The organism is Paenibacillus sp. plas6 (assembly GCF_057221655.1).
On sequence record NZ_CM170151.1, the window covers coordinates 269,988 to 289,188 of the forward strand.

General features: G+C 41.0%; 17 protein-coding genes. 1 reads left to right on the forward strand and 16 read right to left on the reverse strand.

Going from position 1 to position 19,201, the window contains the following annotated elements:
* Window positions 1–26: 26 nt before the first annotated feature.
* On the reverse strand, window positions 27–1,388 hold the full coding sequence (locus AC2TDL_RS01340; protein ID WP_484700978.1) for a class I SAM-dependent rRNA methyltransferase: 1,362 nt from the start codon (window positions 1,386–1,388) through the stop codon (window positions 27–29).
* Between the two features lie 105 nt (window positions 1,389–1,493).
* On the opposite strand from AC2TDL_RS01340, the gene AC2TDL_RS01345 reads away from it, so the two are divergent.
* Complete coding sequence (locus AC2TDL_RS01345; protein WP_484698238.1) at window positions 1,494–2,468, forward strand: Na/Pi cotransporter family protein; 975 nt, start codon at window positions 1,494–1,496, stop codon at window positions 2,466–2,468.
* Between the two features lie 110 nt (window positions 2,469–2,578).
* Here the strand turns inward: AC2TDL_RS01345 and mtaB are convergent, their stop codons facing one another.
* The 15 genes from mtaB to gpr form a co-directional block, all read right to left on the reverse strand.
* A complete protein-coding gene (mtaB, locus tag AC2TDL_RS01350; protein ID WP_484698242.1) occupies window positions 2,579–3,955 on the reverse strand; it encodes a tRNA (N(6)-L-threonylcarbamoyladenosine(37)-C(2))-methylthiotransferase MtaB in 1,377 nt (458 codons plus the stop codon).
* A gap of 5 nt (window positions 3,956–3,960) precedes the next feature.
* Entirely contained in the window at window positions 3,961–4,743 is a 783-nt protein-coding gene (locus AC2TDL_RS01355; RefSeq protein ID WP_484698244.1) for a 16S rRNA (uracil(1498)-N(3))-methyltransferase, read from the reverse strand.
* 20 nt (window positions 4,744–4,763) lie between these two features.
* Window positions 4,764–5,435, reverse strand: coding sequence for a site-2 protease family protein (locus AC2TDL_RS01360; RefSeq protein ID WP_484698246.1), 672 nt, complete (start codon window positions 5,433–5,435; stop codon window positions 4,764–4,766).
* A gap of 5 nt (window positions 5,436–5,440) precedes the next feature.
* Window positions 5,441–6,418, reverse strand: coding sequence for a 50S ribosomal protein L11 methyltransferase (prmA, locus tag AC2TDL_RS01365; RefSeq protein WP_484698248.1), 978 nt, complete (start codon window positions 6,416–6,418; stop codon window positions 5,441–5,443).
* Between the two features lie 244 nt (window positions 6,419–6,662).
* Window positions 6,663–6,845, reverse strand: coding sequence for a YfhD family protein (locus tag AC2TDL_RS01370; protein ID WP_484698251.1), 183 nt, complete (start codon window positions 6,843–6,845; stop codon window positions 6,663–6,665).
* 183 nt (window positions 6,846–7,028) lie between these two features.
* Entirely contained in the window at window positions 7,029–8,165 is a 1,137-nt protein-coding gene (dnaJ, locus tag AC2TDL_RS01375; RefSeq protein ID WP_484698253.1) for a molecular chaperone DnaJ, read from the reverse strand.
* Between the two features lie 121 nt (window positions 8,166–8,286).
* Entirely contained in the window at window positions 8,287–10,119 is a 1,833-nt protein-coding gene (gene dnaK, locus AC2TDL_RS01380; protein WP_484698254.1) for a molecular chaperone DnaK, read from the reverse strand.
* A gap of 126 nt (window positions 10,120–10,245) precedes the next feature.
* Window positions 10,246–10,836, reverse strand: a complete 591-nt coding sequence (gene grpE, locus AC2TDL_RS01385; protein ID WP_484698256.1) for a nucleotide exchange factor GrpE — start codon at window positions 10,834–10,836, stop codon at window positions 10,246–10,248.
* Between the two features lie 53 nt (window positions 10,837–10,889).
* Window positions 10,890–11,924 (reverse strand): heat-inducible transcriptional repressor HrcA, encoded by a 1,035-nt coding sequence (gene hrcA / locus AC2TDL_RS01390; protein ID WP_484698257.1) that lies wholly within the window; start codon window positions 11,922–11,924, stop codon window positions 10,890–10,892.
* Between the two features lie 140 nt (window positions 11,925–12,064).
* The gene (locus tag AC2TDL_RS01395; protein ID WP_484698260.1) at window positions 12,065–12,535 is read right to left on the reverse strand and encodes an N-acetyltransferase; all 471 of its coding nucleotides are present in this window, start codon (window positions 12,533–12,535) and stop codon (window positions 12,065–12,067) included.
* Window positions 12,536–12,678: 143 nt separating this feature from the next.
* Complete coding sequence (gene hemW / locus AC2TDL_RS01400; protein ID WP_484700980.1) at window positions 12,679–13,839, reverse strand: radical SAM family heme chaperone HemW; 1,161 nt, start codon at window positions 13,837–13,839, stop codon at window positions 12,679–12,681.
* A gap of 168 nt (window positions 13,840–14,007) precedes the next feature.
* Window positions 14,008–15,825 (reverse strand): translation elongation factor 4, encoded by a 1,818-nt coding sequence (gene lepA / locus AC2TDL_RS01405; protein WP_484698262.1) that lies wholly within the window; start codon window positions 15,823–15,825, stop codon window positions 14,008–14,010.
* Between the two features lie 212 nt (window positions 15,826–16,037).
* Window positions 16,038–16,523 (reverse strand): hypothetical protein, encoded by a 486-nt coding sequence (locus AC2TDL_RS01410; RefSeq protein ID WP_484698265.1) that lies wholly within the window; start codon window positions 16,521–16,523, stop codon window positions 16,038–16,040.
* 58 nt (window positions 16,524–16,581) lie between these two features.
* Window positions 16,582–17,814, reverse strand: coding sequence for a stage II sporulation protein P (locus AC2TDL_RS01415; RefSeq protein WP_484698267.1), 1,233 nt, complete (start codon window positions 17,812–17,814; stop codon window positions 16,582–16,584).
* Window positions 17,815–17,993: 179 nt separating this feature from the next.
* On the reverse strand, window positions 17,994–18,998 hold the full coding sequence (gene gpr / locus AC2TDL_RS01420; RefSeq protein WP_484698268.1) for a GPR endopeptidase: 1,005 nt from the start codon (window positions 18,996–18,998) through the stop codon (window positions 17,994–17,996).
* Window positions 18,999–19,201 lie beyond the last annotated feature (203 nt).

A 19,201-nucleotide genomic window follows, 5' to 3' on the forward strand; every position in this document is an offset into this window, starting at 1 on the left:
CCCTACATCTATTTTTCCCGCCGCAATTAACCTTGCCGTTTTGAGGTAACTTCGAAAATCGCAAACTTCAAATAATGACTTTCATTGAAGCCTAAAATTTGCGGATGATCCTTTCCAGCGGCGCGCCATTCAATCAGTCGCAGCACTTTTCCTGCATCCTTGGCAGCGTCAGCAATGGCTTCCATAAATAGCTCTGGTCGCATATGATAGGAGCAGCTTGCTGTCACTAAATAACCGCCTTCATTGACTAGCTTTAAGCCGTGCAAATTAATATCTTTATAACCGCGTTTCGCACCTTCAATCGCAGAGCGAGATTTAGCAAACGCTGGAGGGTCCAAAATAACTACATCCCATGTGCGACCTTCCTGTTCCAGCTTCTTTGATGTATCCACTAAACCAAGATGACGTTGTTTTCGTTCCTCCAGCCCTCTTACTTGATCACGCAAATATTGAAACGCATCGGCAACAACAAACTCCACACGATCGCTAAAGCCATTGCGGGCAACATTACGCTTTGCTGTTTCAATCGCATGCTCAGATACATCTAGACAAGTTACCTTTTTTGCACCGTATTGACAAGCGTGTAAAGTGAAACTTCCCGTATGAGCAAAGCATTCTAATACCGTAGCCCCATCCCAATATGGAAAAGTCACTTCTTTGCCATTTCGATTGACAGGAGCCACTCGACCATCTTCGAGCGTTTGCAGCTTAATCCCGCTGCGCTCCCCCCAACCAGTCATTAGCGGCTTAATTGCTGCACGGTTTTCGCGCTGATCGAAGAAATAGCCTGTTTTTTGCCCCTGAACAATGTCTACTTCCATATGCAACCCATTTTCAACAATTTCGACGATTGACGGGCATTCTCCATAAAGCACTCCTGTACGCTGTTCTAGACCCTCTAATTCGCGTACAGATACATCGCTGCGCTCATAAATTCCTCTTGGCTGAAAAACATCGATTAACGCTGCGATTAGCGCCTCTCTATGCTTGTCCATGCCTAACGTTAAAATTTGCACAACAAGCACATCTGCGAATCGGTCAACAATTAAACCAGGTAAAAAATCAGACTCTCCATAGACTAGACGGCAATCTTGATCACGAACAAAACGTTCACGATGCCGTTTGCAACGCAACAAGCGCTCACGGAAAAAATTTTGATCAAGCTCAGAAATCGGCTCGTAGCTTACAATTCGTATCGTTAATTGAGATTTCGGATTCCAATATCCTGTTGCTAAATATTTACCGCTATGTGTAACAACATCAACAAGCGAACCCGGTTCGACATCATCGCGATCGAGTTCCGCAATTTCACTAGCATAAACCCAAGGATGACTTTCCTCAATCCGTTTTTTACGAGCTTTAATTAATATTGCTTTTGCATTTGCCATCATTAATACCTCTTTCAAATTGCATTTTTTAAAATGTTAAGCATGCTCGTCCTCCATCTCGCATAGGTATAAGCTTAACAGCTTTATTATGAAAGGAGACGGGCTGTGGTTACTTCAATTCTTTTGCCAAGCTTGCTTGGTTTTTCGATTTTTATGTGTGGAATGAAGCTAATGGAACTAGCACTCTTTTCCTTAGGCGGCAGCGGTATGCTTAACCTGTTGCAACGCTCGACAACTACTCCATTGCATGGCCTTGTACTTGGCACGGTAAGCACTGCTTTCCTGCAAAGCAGCACCGCAGTAACTGCATTATCAATTAGCTTAGTCAATAGTAAATTACTGACTTTTTCGCGTACGCTTGGCATTATTTTAGGCACAAACATTGGTACCTGTCTTACTACAGAGCTTATCGGTTTAAATATCTTTCATCTGGCTAAGCCAATTCTAATTGTATCTTTTATTCTGTGGTTAATTTCTTCCACATTAATTGAACTAAAGATTTTGCCTAACTCTGTTCGCAATTGGCATGGCAATACATTAATCCGCTCTTTAGCTGTTGTGTTGTTTGGCTTTGGACTGCTGCTGCTAGGCATTACTACAATGCAAAGCATCGGACCAAGCTTACAACAAACAGATCTATATAGCTGGTTTGTCGAACAAGCGCAAACGACGATGCTATGGGGAATGTTTACAGGTGCAATATTGACCGCACTTTTTCACAGCAGCTCTGCAGTAATTGCCATGATTATGGGAATAGCTGCGCTGGATAGTTTACCGCTCTCGCTCTGTATCGCAATTGTGCTGGGCAGTAACATTGGAACATGTTTTACAGGGATCCTTGCCTCGCTCGGCGGCACAAGAGGCGGACAATTTGTCGCTATATCACATCTTTTGCTCAACGTAGGCGGAGCCATTCTATTTTATCCATTTATTGATGGGCTAGCTGCTGTTTCGTTATGGATCACCGACTCAATTCCTTCAGCAATTGCTCATTCGCAAACATTATTCAACGTTATATGCTCCTTTATCGCCTTGCCGATCTGCTATATAAAATGGTTCGAACGACTAGATCAAGTTTAACATAATGCTGCCAATAACAGGAGAGGATTCTAGCATCGCTTCATTGCGAAACGGTACTAGAATCCTCCTTTTTTCCATGCAAATAACGATTAATTTATCGTAAAAATATGTTATGCCTGTTTAGCGATTGGCTGAATTGGTTGACTGTATGCAGGAGCATTGTTTTCAAGCACGCGGACAAGCTGTCCACGACACTCATTCACACCTGCTTCAACCACTTTAACAGCTACTACTTTGCCGATTAGTGATTCTGAGCCTTCGAAGACGATGTTCAAATAGTTATCAGAGTAACCCATGATATAACCGCTGCCTTCGTTGCCTTTTTGCTCACGCTCAGGAATAACATATAACACTTGTCCAACAAAACGCTTAGCATATTCTAGCTGCATACTTTCTGAAAGTTCGATAAGTTTATGAACGCGCTCATGTTTTACTTCCTCATCCACTTGATCAGTCATACGCGCTGCTGGCGTACCTGTACGGCGTGAATAAGGGAACACATGCATTTCAGCAAAGCCTACCTCTTTCATAAATTGATAGCCAGCTTCGAACATCTCGTCCGTTTCACCTGGGAAGCCAACAATGACATCAGTTGTTATCGCTACGCCAGGCATAGCTTCCTTAATTCTTCTAATTTTTTCAGCATATTGCTCTGTCGTATATTTACGGCGCATCCGTTTTAATACGCTATTTTCTCCAGCTTGCAAAGGAATGTGAAGATGGCGACACATTTTGGATGACTTATTAAGCACCTCAATCATCGCATCATCAATTTGACTAGCTTCAATCGAGCTAATACGAATTCGCTCTAAGCCTTCTACTTTATCCAAATCCCAAAGCAAGCGAGTCAAATTATAGTCTTCCATATCATCGCCGTAACCGCCTGTATGGATACCTGTCAATACAATTTCCTTGTAACCAGACTCAACAAGAATTTTAGCTTGTTCAATTACTGATTTCGGATCACGGCTGCGCGATAAACCTCGTGACCAAGGAATAATACAGAAAGTACAGAAATTATTGCAGCCCTCTTGAATTTTCAGGAAAGCACGTGTACGTTCTGTAAAGCTTGGTACGCTTAAGTCTTCAAAGCTGCGAGTTTTCATAATGTTGCGTACGGCATTTACCGGTTTGCGCTCTGCTTGAATTTGCTCGATAAACGTCATAATTTTATCGCGATCTTGGTTACCAATTACGAGATCGACACCTTCAATTGCCATAATTTCTGCTGGCGAAGTTTGCGCATAACAGCCTGTTACCGCAACAATCGCATCAGGATTACGACGAATCGCTCGACGAATAATTTGGCGGCTCTTTTTGTCCCCCGTATTTGTTACTGTACATGTGTTAATTAAATATACATCAGCAGATGGAGATTCAAAATCCACTTGCTCATATCCCGCTTCTTTAAATATCTGCCAAATTGCTTCTGTATCATAAAAGTTAACTTTACAACCTACTGTATAAAATGCGACCGTTTTTGCCATTGTGGTCACACGCCTCCCATCTCGCCTGATTCATAAAGTATGCAGGACAATGCTGCAATACCTGCTGTCTCAGCTCGTAAAATTCTTTTTCCTAAACCAACCAGCTTAGCTCCTGCCTCTTCAGCCTGCTGTGCTTCGCGCTCTGAAAAGCCGCCCTCTGGACCAACCATTAACAAAACTCGAGGCTGACTTAGCTCAGCCTGCCCCCACTTAAGTTTATATTCACTTAGCACATCTCTTAAGCCAACTCCATGTCCTTCATCACCTGCTCGCTCATAGCAGAACAATGCTAAATCATACTCAGCAATTGCTGCAAGCAGCGCCTTCCAGCTAAGCGGTTCCTTAATTGAAGGAATGAGGTTGCGATGACTTTGCTCGGCTGCTTCCTTCGCTATTTTCATCCAACGCTCCAAGCGTTTGGCTTCCTTTTTGTGATCGTATTGTACAATCACCCGCTCGGATTGAAATGGAATAATGGCTGCAACCCCAATCTCCGTGCATTTCTGCACGATAAGATCCATTTTATCACCTTTCGGCAATCCTTGGGCAAGTGTAACTCGCCAAGCAGCCTCTGAGCTTTGTGCAAGCTCCTCTACTATGGCAAGCCTCACTTCTTTATTATTAACCGACACTATTTCTGCACGCACAGTACGGGATATGCCATCACTAACAATAACTTGAGCCCCTTCTGTCATCCGCATCACTCGCGAAATATGATGTGCATCATCACCCAGTATTACCAGCTCATTGTTAAGAAATTGCGCTGGATTTACAAAATATCTTTGCATATTCGACATTCCTTATTAGATTAAAAAATGATTGCATACGCTATATTTAATATTTCTTGTGCCAGAGATGTACCTAATCCAAGAATTGGATCAAGCGTTACTCTGCGCAACGGATCAATAAAAACAAGCAATAAAAAGATAATCGTACCCCAGTATGCATTTTGCTCCAGCTTAAAGCGTGTTTGCAGCGGTAAAAATTCAGCTACAATCCGATAGCCGTCAAGCGGCGGCAATGGAATAAGGTTAAAAATAAATAGTAAGAAACTAAAATGAATCATATAACTGAAAAATACTTCTACCGCACTAACTACTCCTGTAGAAGCGCCACTTAATACATCAGACTTTAAGATAAGCAAATATCCGAAGATCGATATAATCCCTAGCAGCAAATTACTAAGCGGTCCAACTACCGATACGATAACACTCATCATACGCGGATTTTTAAATCTGCTAGCACGCACTGGAACAGGCTTCGCCCAACCGAAGCCTGCGATCAAAATTAGAATAAAGCCGAAAATGTCGATATGGGCAAACGGATTTAGTGTAACCCTTCCTTCCCGATAAGCCGTATCATCGCCAAACTTATACGCCGCATAAGCATGAGCAAATTCATGAACGGTAAATTGAATAAGCAGTACAAGGACGATAAATGGCAACATTTCCAGCGGAAATGCTAAAAAATTAAAATCCATTTAAATCACACCTTTGGCTTAATCGCTACAAATGCAAGCCAATCCTCATCTCGATTTTTTTCTTTAATTTCAAATCCTGCAGCAAGCAGTCCTTGCTCAACAAGCTCTTCTTTATTTTTCCAAATCCCTGAAGCAATATAGGTACCGCCTGGTTTTAATGCTGCAAAGACATCATCAATAAACAGCATAATAATTTCTGCTAATATATTTGCAACAACGAGATCAACTGGCGGCTTCACTTTTAAGGAAGCTGATGCAGCCTCATCTTGACGCAAGATGCCGAGCAGGTCACTAAGCTGTACATCAATTTGCTCACTAAGTCCGTTTAATTTTACATTTTCTGTCGCACTTGAGACAGCGATAGGATCAAGATCAAGCGCCAATACTGCAGACGCACCAAGCTTAATTGCCCCAATTGCTAGTACGCCAGAGCCAGTTCCAACGTCAATCACCGTTTCTCCGCCTTGAATAACCTTTTCTAATGTTTTTAGGCATAGCGATGTAGTTGGGTGTGTCCCTGTGCCAAAGGCCATCCCAGGATCAAGCTCAATAATCAATTCGCCTTCTTTCGCCTCATACTCTTCCCATGTCGGCTTAATCGTTAGTTTATCTGTAATTGGAATCGGATGAAAATAATCTTTCCAAGCCGTAGCCCAATTTTCATCATCAACCTCAATGTAGGAATATTGTACGTTTCCTGGATCAATCTCGAACTCACGCAGCCCTTCAATACGCGGCTTCAAATCAGCAATTAGTTGTTCCATATTTGTATCTTCTGGAAAATAGCCTTTAATAATTGCTTCACCTTCAGGTATATCATTAAGCGGTGTATCGTACCATTGACCGAGAGATGTATCTCTCGGTTTATTCAAAGTACCCGATTCTTCGATTGATACTCCGCCTGCGCCATGCTCATGTAAAAAATTCGATATCATTTCAGTTGCAATCTCAGTTGTTGCAATCGTTAGTTCATACCATTTCATTTATGTAAAACCTCCAAGTTTTTGACCGTACTTTTAAGACCTACCCTCTATTGTACAACAGCTTGCGTAACTTGACAAAGGGAAGGGTAAAATTGTCTAAATTATTGCTTAATATGAAAAACGCAAGCTCCTGAGATCGCTCAACTAACTTTCGTTATACGAGCAAATCCCTAGCGAAAGCTTGCGTTTTTCACTAATGATCTATTATGTGAACATGAATCGGCAGGCTACAAGCATAGGCTTGCTACATTTCATCATACCAATCAAGCTTGCTAATCTTGCTATGTTTATTACTATTTTGAGTTTTTTGTTTGTAGTTGCTTAATTGCTCATCCTCATAGTACTCTTCTGCAAACTCTTCATCCTCCCAATCAACAGGCAAATCACCAAAATTTATTTTTTCCATCTCTTTTTTTTCGTTGTACATCACTTCACCTCCTACTAGCCCGTAGCTAGTATAAGAAAAATGACAACAATTTATACCAATTGAATTATAAAGAAAAAGCCTAATTTAACAATTTTCTACTCAAACTAATAGCGCTTGAGCATCATTGTTAAACTAGGCTTATCATCAACGATTAGCTAACCTATTACACGAGTTACGCGAGTATTATTCGCCACGGAAAGCTCGCTTCATACGTTCAAAGATAGATTCATGGTGATCATCAGCACTGCTGTATGAAGGTGATGAGCTTAAACCATCAAATTGACGAAGCAGTTCTTTTTGCTCTTCTGTCAAGTTGGTTGGTGTAACGACTGTCACCTTAACATGCTGATCTCCTGTCCCCATGCCGCGCAATTTAGGAACACCTTTTCCTTTTAGACGGAAGTATTTACCAGTTTGCGTGCCTGGTGGAATTTTCATTTTTACACGATCAGTTAGCGTCGGCACCTCAATTTCCGCACCTAATGCTGCTTGAGCAAACGTAATCGGTACTTCCACATAAATATCATCGCCCTCACGCATGAAGAAGTCATGCGACTTCACGCGCAGCACAATATAAAGATCTCCTGGAGGCCCGCCATTTTTTCCGCCTTCTCCTTCACCGCTAATGCGAATTTGTTGTCCGTCATCCACACCAGCAGGAATATTAACTTTAATACGGCGTTGTTTTCTTACGCGACCTTCGCCATAACAGCTTGGACATTTGTCAACGATGATTTTTCCTTTACCTCGACAAGTTTGACATACGCGACGATTAGCAATTCGTCCAAACGGAGTATTTTGGACAATCTCTTGCTGACCTGTTCCGTGACATGTCGAACATGTTTTTGGAGAAGTTCCAGGTTTTGCTCCAGTACCATGACACGTATCACAGTTTTCTTCACGCGGTATTGTAACTTCAGTTTCTTTACCAAAAACTGCTTCAATAAATTCGATCGTCATCGTGTACTGTAAATCTTTACCTCTTTGCGGCGCATTCGGATCGCGTTGACGACCACCACCGCCAAAGAACATATCAAAAATATCACCAAACCCGCCAAAGTCAGCGCCGCTAAATCCGCCGCCGCCCATTCCTTGATTCGGATCAACATGGCCGTAACGATCGTAAGTAGCACGCTTACTATCGTCACTTAATACATCATAAGCTTCCTTAACTTCTTTAAATTTCTCTTCAGCATCAGGTGCCTTATTTACGTCAGGATGATATTGACGAGCTAATTTTCGATATGCTTTTTTTATTTCATCGCCGGAGGCATCTTTACTTACCCCAAGCACCTCATAATAATCACGCTTTCCAGCCAATTGATCTCACCTCCCAGTCGAAATGAATGATCTTTAGAAGATGCACTCAAGTTTACGGTTATACACATGCGAAAGGTCAAAGTTGGGGGAAAGCCCGCTTTGACCCTTCAGAATGACCTTATTACTTGTTGTCATCCACAACTTCGTAATCAGCATCAACTACATCGTCGTTGCCTTTTGCATTGCTTGCACCAGCATTGTCAGCGCCTGCTTGAGCTTGTTGTGCTTGCTCGTACAACTTAGTAGATAGAGCTTGCACGATTGACATTAGCTCATCAGTTGCTGATTTAATTGCCTCAATATCATCAGTTGCAACAGCAGATTTCACTTTTTCTTTCGCTTCGTTTGCTTTTGCTACTTCTGCTTCATCAACTTTGCCTTCAAGATCTTTCAATGTTTTTTCAGTTTGATATACTAGCTGATCCGCATTATTTTTAACTTCTACTAGTTCTTTACGCTTCTTATCTTGCTCAGCGTATAGCTCAGCTTCCTTCATCATTTTATCGATTTCCTCGTCGCTTAAGCCGCTAGAAGAAGTGATTGTAATATTTTGTTTTTTACCTGTACCTTTATCAGTTGCTGTAACGTTAACGATACCGTTAGCATCAATATCGAAGGTAACCTCGATTTGTGGAACACCACGTGGTGCTGGTGGAATATCGTTAAGTTGGAAGCGTCCCAATGTTTTGTTGTCTGCTGCCATTGCACGTTCACCTTGAAGAACGTGAATTTCAACGCTAGTTTGGTTGTCAGCATAAGTAGAGAAAATTTGTGATTTACTTGTAGGGATTGTTGTATTACGATCAATCATTTTCGTAAATACTCCGCCTGCTGTTTCAATACCTAGAGATAGAGGTGTCACGTCAAGCAATACAACGTCTTTAACATCACCAGTTAATACGCCGGCTTGTACGGCAGCACCAAGAGCAACAACCTCGTCTGGGTTAACGCCTTTATGAGGCTCTTTACCGATTAGCTTTTTAACTGCTTCTTGAACTGCTGGAATACGAGTAGAACCACCAACTAGAACAACTTTATCAATTTCGCTAGTTGAAAGTCCAGCATCTTTTAGCGCTTGACGAGTTGGAACCATTGTACGCTCAACTAGATGAGCAGACAACTCTTCAAATTTAGCACGAGTTAAATTCATTTCTAAGTGAGCAGGAACTCCGTCAACCATTGTAATGAACGGAAGTGAGATTGTTGTAGTTAATACACCAGAAAGCTCTTTTTTCGCTTTTTCTGCTGCGTCTTTCAAACGTTGTACAGCTGCTTTATCTTTGGAAAGGTCTACGCCGTTTTCTTTCTTGAATTCAGAAACTAGATAGTCGATAATTACTTGGTCAAAATCGTCACCGCCAAGTTTATTGTCACCGCTAGTCGCTTTAACTTCGAAGAAGCCATCGCCTAATTCAAGAATGGAAACGTCGAATGTACCTCCACCAAGGTCGTATACTAGAATTGTTTGATCTCCGTCTTTATCCATACCATATGCAAGTGCAGCCGCTGTTGGTTCGTTGACGATACGAAGCACTTCTAGACCAGCAATTTTACCCGCATCTTTAGTCGCTTGACGTTGACTATCGTTAAAGTAAGCAGGAACTGTAATTACAGCTTGCGTTACTTTTTGACCTAAATAAGCTTCTGCATCTGCTTTTAGTTTTTGCAAAATAATTGCAGAAATTTCTTGTGGAGTATAGTCTTTACCGTCAATTGTAACTTTGTGATCAGTACCCATATGGCGTTTGATCGAAATAACTGTTCGATCAGGGTTAGTAATCGCTTGGCGTTTAGCAGTTTCACCAACAATGCGTTCGCCATCTTTTTTAAAACCTACAACTGAAGGAGTTGTACGCGCACCTTCTGGGTTAGGAATAACAACTGGCTCGCCGCCTTCCATAACAGCTACGCAAGAGTTTGTAGTACCTAAGTCAATACCAATTACTTTACTCATTTTTTATAGTCCTCCTAAAAGAAATGGAATCTAATTTCTTTGTATCCTAGCATTATTTAAGTAACTTGCTTGCAGTATTTAATTAAGTATATGAAGTAAGAAGCTTGCTTCATTTTTATACGACGCTTAACCACTTACTTTAACCATAGCAGGACGGATTACTTTATCCTTGAGCATATAGCCCTTTTGAAGCTCCTCGACAACAATGCCTTCTTCATACTCGTCACTTTCCACAGTCATCACTGCTTCATGATACTCTGGATTGAACGGCTCACCAACTGTTTTCATGACCTGTAAGCCTTCAGCTTCCATCGTAGCCATAAGCTGACGGAAAATCATATCTAATCCTTTAGAAAGTGATTCATAATCGCCTGTAGAAGCTGCTGCTGCAAGCGCACGATCAAAATTGTCGATAGAAGGTAAAAGATTTGTAATCAATTTTACAGAAGCGTATTTCGCTAGATCTTCTTTTTCCTTTAATGTTCTTCTTCTAAAGTTATCATAATCAGCTTGAACACGTAGCAATCTGTTATTTAATTCCTCAACTTGCTTTTTAAGCTGCTCAACTTCAGAGTTAACTTTAGCTGTTTCCTCCTGTGCTTCCTGTTGAGCCTCTTGCTCACTTACTTGTTCAAACTGGGTGGTATCAGTCGTTTGTTCTTGAGCTTCTTTTTCTAATTCTTGCTCAGTCTGATTATTTTGTTCGTTAGTACTCACCCTGTCACCTCCTAAATTTTTCTACTACAACTTACATAGTACTTGTACTAGTTTTATTTGTAAAACCATTTACCCATTATTGTGCTCATATCCTTGGAAATTAGCTCAAGATAACGGATCACTTTACCATATTCCATACGTGTAGGACCTAAAACTCCAATCGTCCCTAATACTTGGCCATCAAGTGAATAGGTCGCAGTAATAAGACTGCAGTCTGCAATAGCCTGATGATTATTTTCTTGACCAATTCGAACTTGAATACCTTGCGGCAAGGATGAAAAAAGCTTCATAATGGTTGGTGTTTCCTCAAGCATATCTAATATCGTTTTAACCTTATCGACATCCTTAAATTCTGGCTGAATAAGCATATTGGTCGTACCACCGACATACACTCGATGCTCATTGCCATTTTTAAGCGCATCATCAAGAGCTTCCACTAAACTTTCAAAATGACCAACATAACGTTCCAATTCCTGACTAACTTCGCTATATAGCTTAGATTTAAGCTGAATTAATGGAACACCAGCAAGCTTTGCATTGAGAATGTTCGATACCTGTTGTAATTGTCCCATCGAAATTCCTGCTGGAATGTTAATTGTACGATTTTCTACATGACCTGTATTCGTAACAATAATCGCTACAGCCGTTTGCTCATTTAACGGAACAATGCCAAAATGCTGCAAGGAATTGCTGAACAGCTCAGGTCCAAGCAATATAGAAGTATAGTTTGTTAAATTGGAGAGCACGGATGCAGCATGTTGAATAACCTGCTCGATGCGATTAAGCTCTTCAAACAAAAAGGAATGAATTTTTGCTTTATCTAGCTCAAGTTCTTCATCATCCTGCTGCTTTAGTAGATGGTCAACATAATAGCGATACCCTAATGTCGAAGGAATCCGTCCTGCGGAAGTATGCGGCTGCTCTAAGTAGCCTAGCTCTTCAAGATCTGCCATCTCGTTGCGAATCGTCGCTGGGCTGAAGCCGATGCCTTCTCGCTTAGATATGCTTCGAGATCCGACAGGTTCCGCTGACCGAATATAGTCATCAACAATCGCTTTTAATATTAACCTTTGTCTCTCTGTTAGCATGTCATCATCCTCCGTTCTTAAGGTTTTTCGCCATTGCTTTTTTTCGTTAGCACTCAAACCAAGTGAGTGCTAATCATTAATACAAAAATACCAAATCAACTTAAACATTGTCAAGTCGATTTGGTAGTCCACACATGAAATTATAGTATTTTTTTCATAACTGCGATTTCATCACAGGCATGACGCTTAGGGCAACTTACACAATCTGTCCAAACCTTTTCTGGAAAAATCTCTTTATCAACAACATGAAATCCATTTTTCACGAAAAATGAAACTGCATAAGTTAGCGCCATAATTTTGCTAATTCCTTGTTTCTGTGCATTTTCAATTAGCCGCTCTACAATCAAGCCACCAATACCGTAACCTTTATACTCCTCTGACATACCTAAAGAGCGAATCTCAACCAAGTCTTCACCAAGCCGGGTTAATGCTCCGCAGCCTACAAACTTGCCATCGATTTCCGCAATAACAAATGAATCTATATTTTTTAGCAACGCTTCGCGCGAGCGAGGCAGCATAATTCCTTTCTCAGCGTAGCTAGTAATTAATTGATATAACGACTCCACATCGTCAGGTTGTGCGTTTCTGCATGTAGCATGTAGAGTTTTCATTGCTGCCTCCACCTCCAAGTAAGCTTTCACGTTGCATTACCGTCCTTTAAGAATTAATAAATATTCATTCAATATGAATGAATATACATCATTCTCTCCGATTTTGCAATGGTTAATTTAATATCAATTTGCAACGATTAAAACTACTCAGATAAAAATGCGGCAAAGACCTCGTTTCCTAACAAAAGCCCTTGTTTGGTAAGGCGATAATTCACATCATCCTGCAGTTCAATCCGCTCCATTAAGCCAAGTTGTACCTGCTTGTCAATAATCGCTCCAAAGTCTGTTTCAATGCTGGATGATGGAAACTGTTGCTGATAGCGTGATGCTGTGACACCATCCAACAAGCGTAGTCCAACCATCATAAAATCTTCCTTAGCCTCTTGTTCTGGTATGTCATACTGCTCAAGCCGCGGAAAACTTGTTTTACAAGCTTCGATATATGGATTTACACCTTTAATATTCATATGACGCTTGGAGTTTACATAGCCATGTGCGCCTGTGCCAAGTCCATAGTATGGTTCATTTCGCCAATAGGTGCAGTTATGCCGGCTTTCATAGCCAGGTTTGGCAAAATTGCTAATCTCGTAATGCTTATAGCCAGCCCCAGTAATACGCTCCATTAAATGAAGATACATGCTATATTCTTCATCTTCTGTGGGCAAAATGAGCTTATTGCTTTCATATAACTTATGGAAAAGCGTATTTTCCTCAATTTTTAAGCTGTATAAGGAGTAATGCGGCAAATCCAGCTCTAACGCTCGATTTACGCTTTCCTCTAAAAGCTCTATCGTTTGACCAGGCAGACCAAACATTAAATCAATCGAAATATTTGTAAATCCAACCGCGCGTGCATTATCAAGACTGCGGTATACATCTTCCACTTCATGAATGCGGCCAATACGTTTTAACAACTCATTATCAAAGGATTGCACGCCAAAGCTAATTCGATTGACACCACCATCGCGCATCGCTTGCAACTTATCTCGATCAGTTGTGCCAGGATTTGCTTCCATTGAGAATTCCACATTATCTGCTAACGGAAACCAGCGATGAACGGATGCAAGAAAACGTTCCATTTGCTTAGGCGTAAGTACAGTAGGCGTACCTCCTCCAACAAATACTGTATTTATTACTTTTGGAGGTAACTCTTTAACCGTGCGCTCCATCTCAAGCTCAAGTGCATCTAAATATTCGTCAACCGGCTGACCCTTTAACACATATGACGTAAAATCACAATAATGACATTTATTCGTGCAAAACGGAATATGAATATATAACGCTTCAGGAAATTGCTGCAAAATTCATATCCTCCTCTCTAAGGGGTGATACAATTCAAACCCCTACTCATCATCTCTCCGAGGTTTGAACTGCCTATCAAAAAAGGCTGCTTTGTGGGTGAGTTCTATATTAACCTCCTCCCTCAAAGCAAGCCTCATTACTCTAAGCAATTAGAAGCAAATCGTTGTCGCTTAATCCTCATCAATTTTCAACACAGCCATAAATGCTTCTTGCGGAACTTCAACACTACCAACCTGCTTCATCCGCTTCTTACCTTCTTTTTGCTTCTCTAGCAATTTACGCTTACGGCTAATATCACCGCCATAACATTTCGCAAGCACGTTTTTACGCATCGCTTTTACTGTTTCACGAGCGATAATTTTCGTACCAATCGAAGCTTGAACTGGCACCTCGAACATTTGTCGAGGGATAAGCTCTTTTAACTTTTCACAAATCACTCGTCCGCGTTGATAAGCGCGATCGCGATGCACGATAACGGACAAGGCATCGACTTGTTCTCCATTAAGCATAATATCCATCTTAACAAGGTTCGAACGTCGATAACCGATCAGCTCATAATCGAATGATGCGTAACCTTTTGTACTTGATTTCAACTGATCAAAGAAATCATACACAATTTCAGCAAGCGGTAAATTGTACGTAATTGTAACGCGATTTTCATCCAAATATTCCATATTTACAAACTCACCGCGTTTATTTTGGCAAAGCTCCATAATTGCCCCAACATAATCATTTGGCACAATGATGCTTGCCTTTACAAACGGCTCTTCCACAAAATCCAACTTACTTGTATCAGGATAATTTGATGGGTTATCAATTTCAAGCACTGTGCCATTTGTTAAAGTAACACGGTAAATAACGCTTGGCGCAGTTGTAATTAGCGGAATATTAAATTCACGTTCAATACGCTCCTGAATAACCTCCATATGGAGCAAACCTAAAAATCCACAACGGAAGCCAAAGCCCAATGCAGTCGAGCTTTCAGGCTCATAACGCAGTGATGCGTCATTAAGTTCCAATTTTTCAAGCGCTTCGCGTAAATCATTGTAGTCTTGAGAATCAATCGGATAAAGCCCGCAATATACCATCGGGTTGATGCGGCGGTAACCTGGTAAAGGAGCTTCTGCAGGGCGTCTAGCATCAGTTACCGTATCCCCGACACGAGTATCCTTAACGTTTTTAATACCTGCTACAATAAAGCCTACATCGCCAACGCGCAATTCATCAATGATAGTTGTTTTCGGTGTAAAACAGCCAACCTCAATCACCTCAAACTCAGCGTCTGTTGCCATAAAGCGAATATGCTGACCTGCTTTAATTGAACCATTCACGACTCTGACATATACAATTACTCCTTTGTAAGGATCATAATGCGAGTCGAAAATTAGCGCTTGCAGCGGCGCGTCTGGATCTCCTTCAGGTGCTGGCACCTTCGCAACCACTTGTTCAAGAATATCTTCGATCCCGATACCAGCTTTTGCAGAAGCAAGAACCGCATCACTAGCATCAAGTCCGATTACATCTTCAATCTCTTGCTTCACACGCTCAGGCTCAGCGCTAGGCAAATCAATTTTATTAATTACTGGAATGATTTCCAAATTATTATCTAACGCTAAATAAACATTAGCTAAAGTTTGTGCTTCAATCCCTTGTGCCGCATCAACAACAAGCAATGCACCTTCACAAGCTGCCAAGCTGCGAGATACCTCATATGTAAAGTCGACATGTCCTGGCGTGTCAATTAAATTTAAATAATACTCTTCTCCGTCTTTTGCACGATACGTCAAACGAACAGATTGAAGCTTAATCGTGATGCCACGTTCTCTCTCCAAATCCATTTTATCGAGTACTTGAGATTGCATCTCACGAGAGCTAAGCGCTCCAGTAAGCTCAATAATTCTATCTGCCAGCGTTGATTTCCCGTGGTCAATATGAGCAATAATCGAAAAATTTCTTATTTTCTTCTGTCTTTCGCGAACGTCGGTCATTCCTAACCCCCACACATTCCATGAATAAAATCAATCAACCTATTATAACAGTAAGCGCAAGCTACATCAATCACTTGACAGAAAAGTGTGAGTACAATTTAATAAAAATCTCCTTTTGCCTCCCATATAAACATTCCAGCTCCGCCCATACCTGCTCCGCTTGCCATTTTGCCATAAGGAAATGGAGCTAGTAAGCAGGTATAGGCAGAGCCTTAATTGATCACATTACTAAACAATTTCGCAATAAATTGAATACTGCTCTGCGACGTTTTCTGCAGCACCTCAGATGTGCTATCTGCTATCCGATTGACCGCAGGCTTGTCTACTTCCTCATTAATTAGCAGCTTTTTCTGTAATTCCTGCTTTTCTTTAAGCAGAGCTTGACGTCGAAGTTCAGCGATTTCCGCTTCAAGCGCAGCGATCTCTTGATCAATTGGAGAATAACTTGACTGTTTTCTTATATTCTCATCGTAACTGTCATTTTCGTAGTAATTGTCTTGCTCTGTTATCGGTATTAAACCTTGTCCATTTGCTGCACCTGATTGCTTTTGCTTGAGCTGTTGTACGACGGCTTCCTTTTGCTCGAGCGGACCGTAAACCCGCTCGATACCAGCAGTCGTTAATTCAACCATATATAATCCAATTATGGTAATCGCACTGCCTAGCAGCAGCCATTTCCATGCTTTATTGTGAAACATAGCCGTCTCCCCTTTCTGCTGCTGAGCCTGATCCATAAAAATAATTTTCGTTTGATTGCTATTGAGTTTCGTTATGTAGCTCAGCAATAACTTCTGCTAACGCCTTCGCCGTGCGATAGCTCTCCTCTAAATTGTTATCAACCCCGCCTATTTCAATAAGCACACTTTGACTAAATAAGGACTGATTATATTCTGCATTTCCACTACTTGGATCTTTCCCCCAAATTCCTCGGGATAAACCTGGATACTTTTCTTCTATCTTGTCATGAAGCTTACGGGCAAAGCTTTCATTTTCCTTCCAATTCGGATTGCGTTGTCCAATAATAAAGTAAACTTGAGCATAGCTTTCTCCGTTTATCTCTGCAGTCGTATATTTTCTTGCTTGTGAGTCGCGATGAATGTCAAAGATATATTGTAAGCTGTCAGCACTAGCAATTGCTTCTTTAACTGTTTTGCGCGAATATTTATAGCTATATACCCATTCATAATCTGGAACAGCAGTCGGATAATCTGTATCTGACACTAAAGTGGATACTCCAAGCTTCTCCAGTTCCTCGGCTAGTCGCTGACCGACTAAAGTTATATTTTTTTGACTTGACTGATCGTTCCGATCACCATCTGAAATTTCTTCATACCATGACTCACGATTATGGGAATGATAAATAAATGCAACTGGTTTATTGCTGTTCGCTAGCAAATTTCCCTCATTCTTATCGCTCGCTCCATCTGTTAACGAGCCGGCATTCGCAGGCTGCGAATCTTTTTTATCCTCCCCATTACTTCCAGTGATAGGAAGCTGGCTTTGCTCATTAGAATTATGCTTATTGTTTTCTTGAGCAACATCTTTAGTTGCTCCATTCTCTTCTAAGCCATCTCCGCTAAACAGCTTCATCGCTTGCTTGTCTACCGTATGATAAAGCAACTCGCTACTCACAATTGCAGCTGGATTAAGGAGGGATGTGTCAGTTAAATGCTCTAACAATCCAATTCCAAGTCCTTGCAATGATTTATTATCCATTTGTTGATGTACGCGATAATACGCTAGTTCCTCGGCGAGTAAACCTTGCAGCTGTTGCTGGTCAACCTGTGCTTCCTGTGCTGCAGATTCACTTAAAACATGCTCGCTTAACATATTGTGACGCAAATATGCAGCAATACCTATTACCATAATTAATAGAAATGACATTATCATTAGGAGTAAAAATTGCTTCCCATAAATTTTAATCTCCTGCCAATCTTCAGCTTCCTTCCATTCATTCAACACCACATTGAAATTTAATCTGCGTTCCATCGATTCAACTTCCTCTCTAGCTTGACTATTAATCTACTTCTACTCTATGAACGATAGAGTTTTACTAGAACAAGATTTTTAAAAAATAAAACTGCAAGCAATGTCACACTGCCTGCAGTTTTAGATTATTATGCTCTTTGGGTTCATCCTCTTAATTCATCGACAAGTATCTAAGCAAATTAGTGAGTATACGCTGCCACATTGCTGCTATCTACTGCTTCATGTAGAGCTGCATTTAAGCCGCTTGCGATGATGTTACCAATGTCCTCAATAAATTCATCAATTTCTTTAGGAGTGACAAGCAAATTATGACCAACTGGCTCAAGCACTTCTTTAACGAACAACAGTCTTTCCTGCTCACTCATTTGATTGAGCAAGCCGAATATTTTGTCATTATCGCCGTTTTGCTTAGCTAAATGCTCACGCATCAGATCAATCGTATTATTAACAATCGTAGAAGCATATACAACAGTAGGCACTCCTATTGCGATCGTTGGTACACCTAAGCTTTCAAAGGTAATTCCTTTGCGCTTATTACCAATACCTGAACCGGGATGGATTCCTGTATCAGCAATTTGAATCGTTGTATTCACGCGTTCAATTGATCTTGAGGCAAGTGCATCAATCGCAAGAACAAGGTCAGGCTTCGATTGATCCACGATTCCTTTTACAATTTCACTCGATTCAATTCCAGTAATGCCAAGCACACCAGGAGATACTGCACTTACTGAACGGTAACCAGGTGCAACATCATTAGGCATCAGTTCAAAAAAATGACGAGTGACCATAATATTCTCTACTACAATTGGTCCGAGTGCATCTGGCGTAACATTCCAGTTTCCTAGACCAACAATTAAAATTTTCGCATCTTTTGCAATATTTAGGCGTGTCAAAAATTGCTCAAACTCTCGAGCCATATGAGTTGCTACTCGATCTTGTAATGTACTGTCTCCGTTACGAAGCTGAGGAACCTCAATCGTAATATAACGCCCGATCATTTTCCCAACTGCCTGAGAACCAGCATTGTTTTTTACATGTAGACGAGTAATCTTTATTCCTTCTTCCTCTATAACTTCCTTCTCTACTCCAGAAATCGGAGCAGTATTTAGCTCCATCGCCATTTCCATTGCCTCTAAGGCAAGATCAGTTCTTACGTTATACAATGATAAATCAAGCTCGCTCATAGCAGTTACCCCCAAAACTTAATGTACCTTGCTGTTTTTCCCACACCTTCACAATACATAAAAGCAAGGCGTTACTTACTCAAATTTTTCAAGTTAACGTTATTGTTCTCTCTATCCATCACTTTCATTCACTGTGAAATTCGGATTACTGCCGCTTACGCTCTTGCATTTTGGCAAGTCGCATGATAATATATTTTAAGTTG

What these genes read in the sequence shown, in the direction of transcription:
- AC2TDL_RS01360 (WP_484698246.1), bottom strand. Translation starts at nt 5,435, where the DNA reads ATGGATTTTAATTTTTTAGCATTTCCGCTGGAAATGTTGCCATTTATC.
- AC2TDL_RS01355 (WP_484698244.1), bottom strand. Translation starts at nt 4,743, where the DNA reads ATGCAAAGATATTTTGTAAATCCAGCGCAATTTCTTAACAATGAGCTG.
- mtaB (WP_484698242.1), bottom strand. Translation starts at nt 3,955, where the DNA reads ATGGCAAAAACGGTCGCATTTTATACAGTAGGTTGTAAAGTTAACTTT.
- hrcA (WP_484698257.1), bottom strand. Translation starts at nt 11,924, where the DNA reads ATGCTAACAGAGAGACAAAGGTTAATATTAAAAGCGATTGTTGATGAC.
- AC2TDL_RS01415 (WP_484698267.1), bottom strand. Translation starts at nt 17,814, where the DNA reads ATGGAACGCAGATTAAATTTCAATGTGGTGTTGAATGAATGGAAGGAA.
- prmA (WP_484698248.1), bottom strand. Translation starts at nt 6,418, where the DNA reads ATGAAATGGTATGAACTAACGATTGCAACAACTGAGATTGCAACTGAA.
- AC2TDL_RS01340 (WP_484700978.1), bottom strand. Translation starts at nt 1,388, where the DNA reads ATGGCAAATGCAAAAGCAATATTAATTAAAGCTCGTAAAAAACGGATT.
- dnaK (WP_484698254.1), bottom strand. Translation starts at nt 10,119, where the DNA reads ATGAGTAAAGTAATTGGTATTGACTTAGGTACTACAAACTCTTGCGTA.
- gpr (WP_484698268.1), bottom strand. Translation starts at nt 18,998, where the DNA reads ATGAGCGAGCTTGATTTATCATTGTATAACGTAAGAACTGATCTTGCC.
- AC2TDL_RS01410 (WP_484698265.1), bottom strand. Translation starts at nt 16,523, where the DNA reads ATGTTTCACAATAAAGCATGGAAATGGCTGCTGCTAGGCAGTGCGATT.
- lepA (WP_484698262.1), bottom strand. Translation starts at nt 15,825, where the DNA reads ATGACCGACGTTCGCGAAAGACAGAAGAAAATAAGAAATTTTTCGATT.
- AC2TDL_RS01370 (WP_484698251.1), bottom strand. Translation starts at nt 6,845, where the DNA reads ATGTACAACGAAAAAAAAGAGATGGAAAAAATAAATTTTGGTGATTTG.
- AC2TDL_RS01395 (WP_484698260.1), bottom strand. Translation starts at nt 12,535, where the DNA reads ATGAAAACTCTACATGCTACATGCAGAAACGCACAACCTGACGATGTG.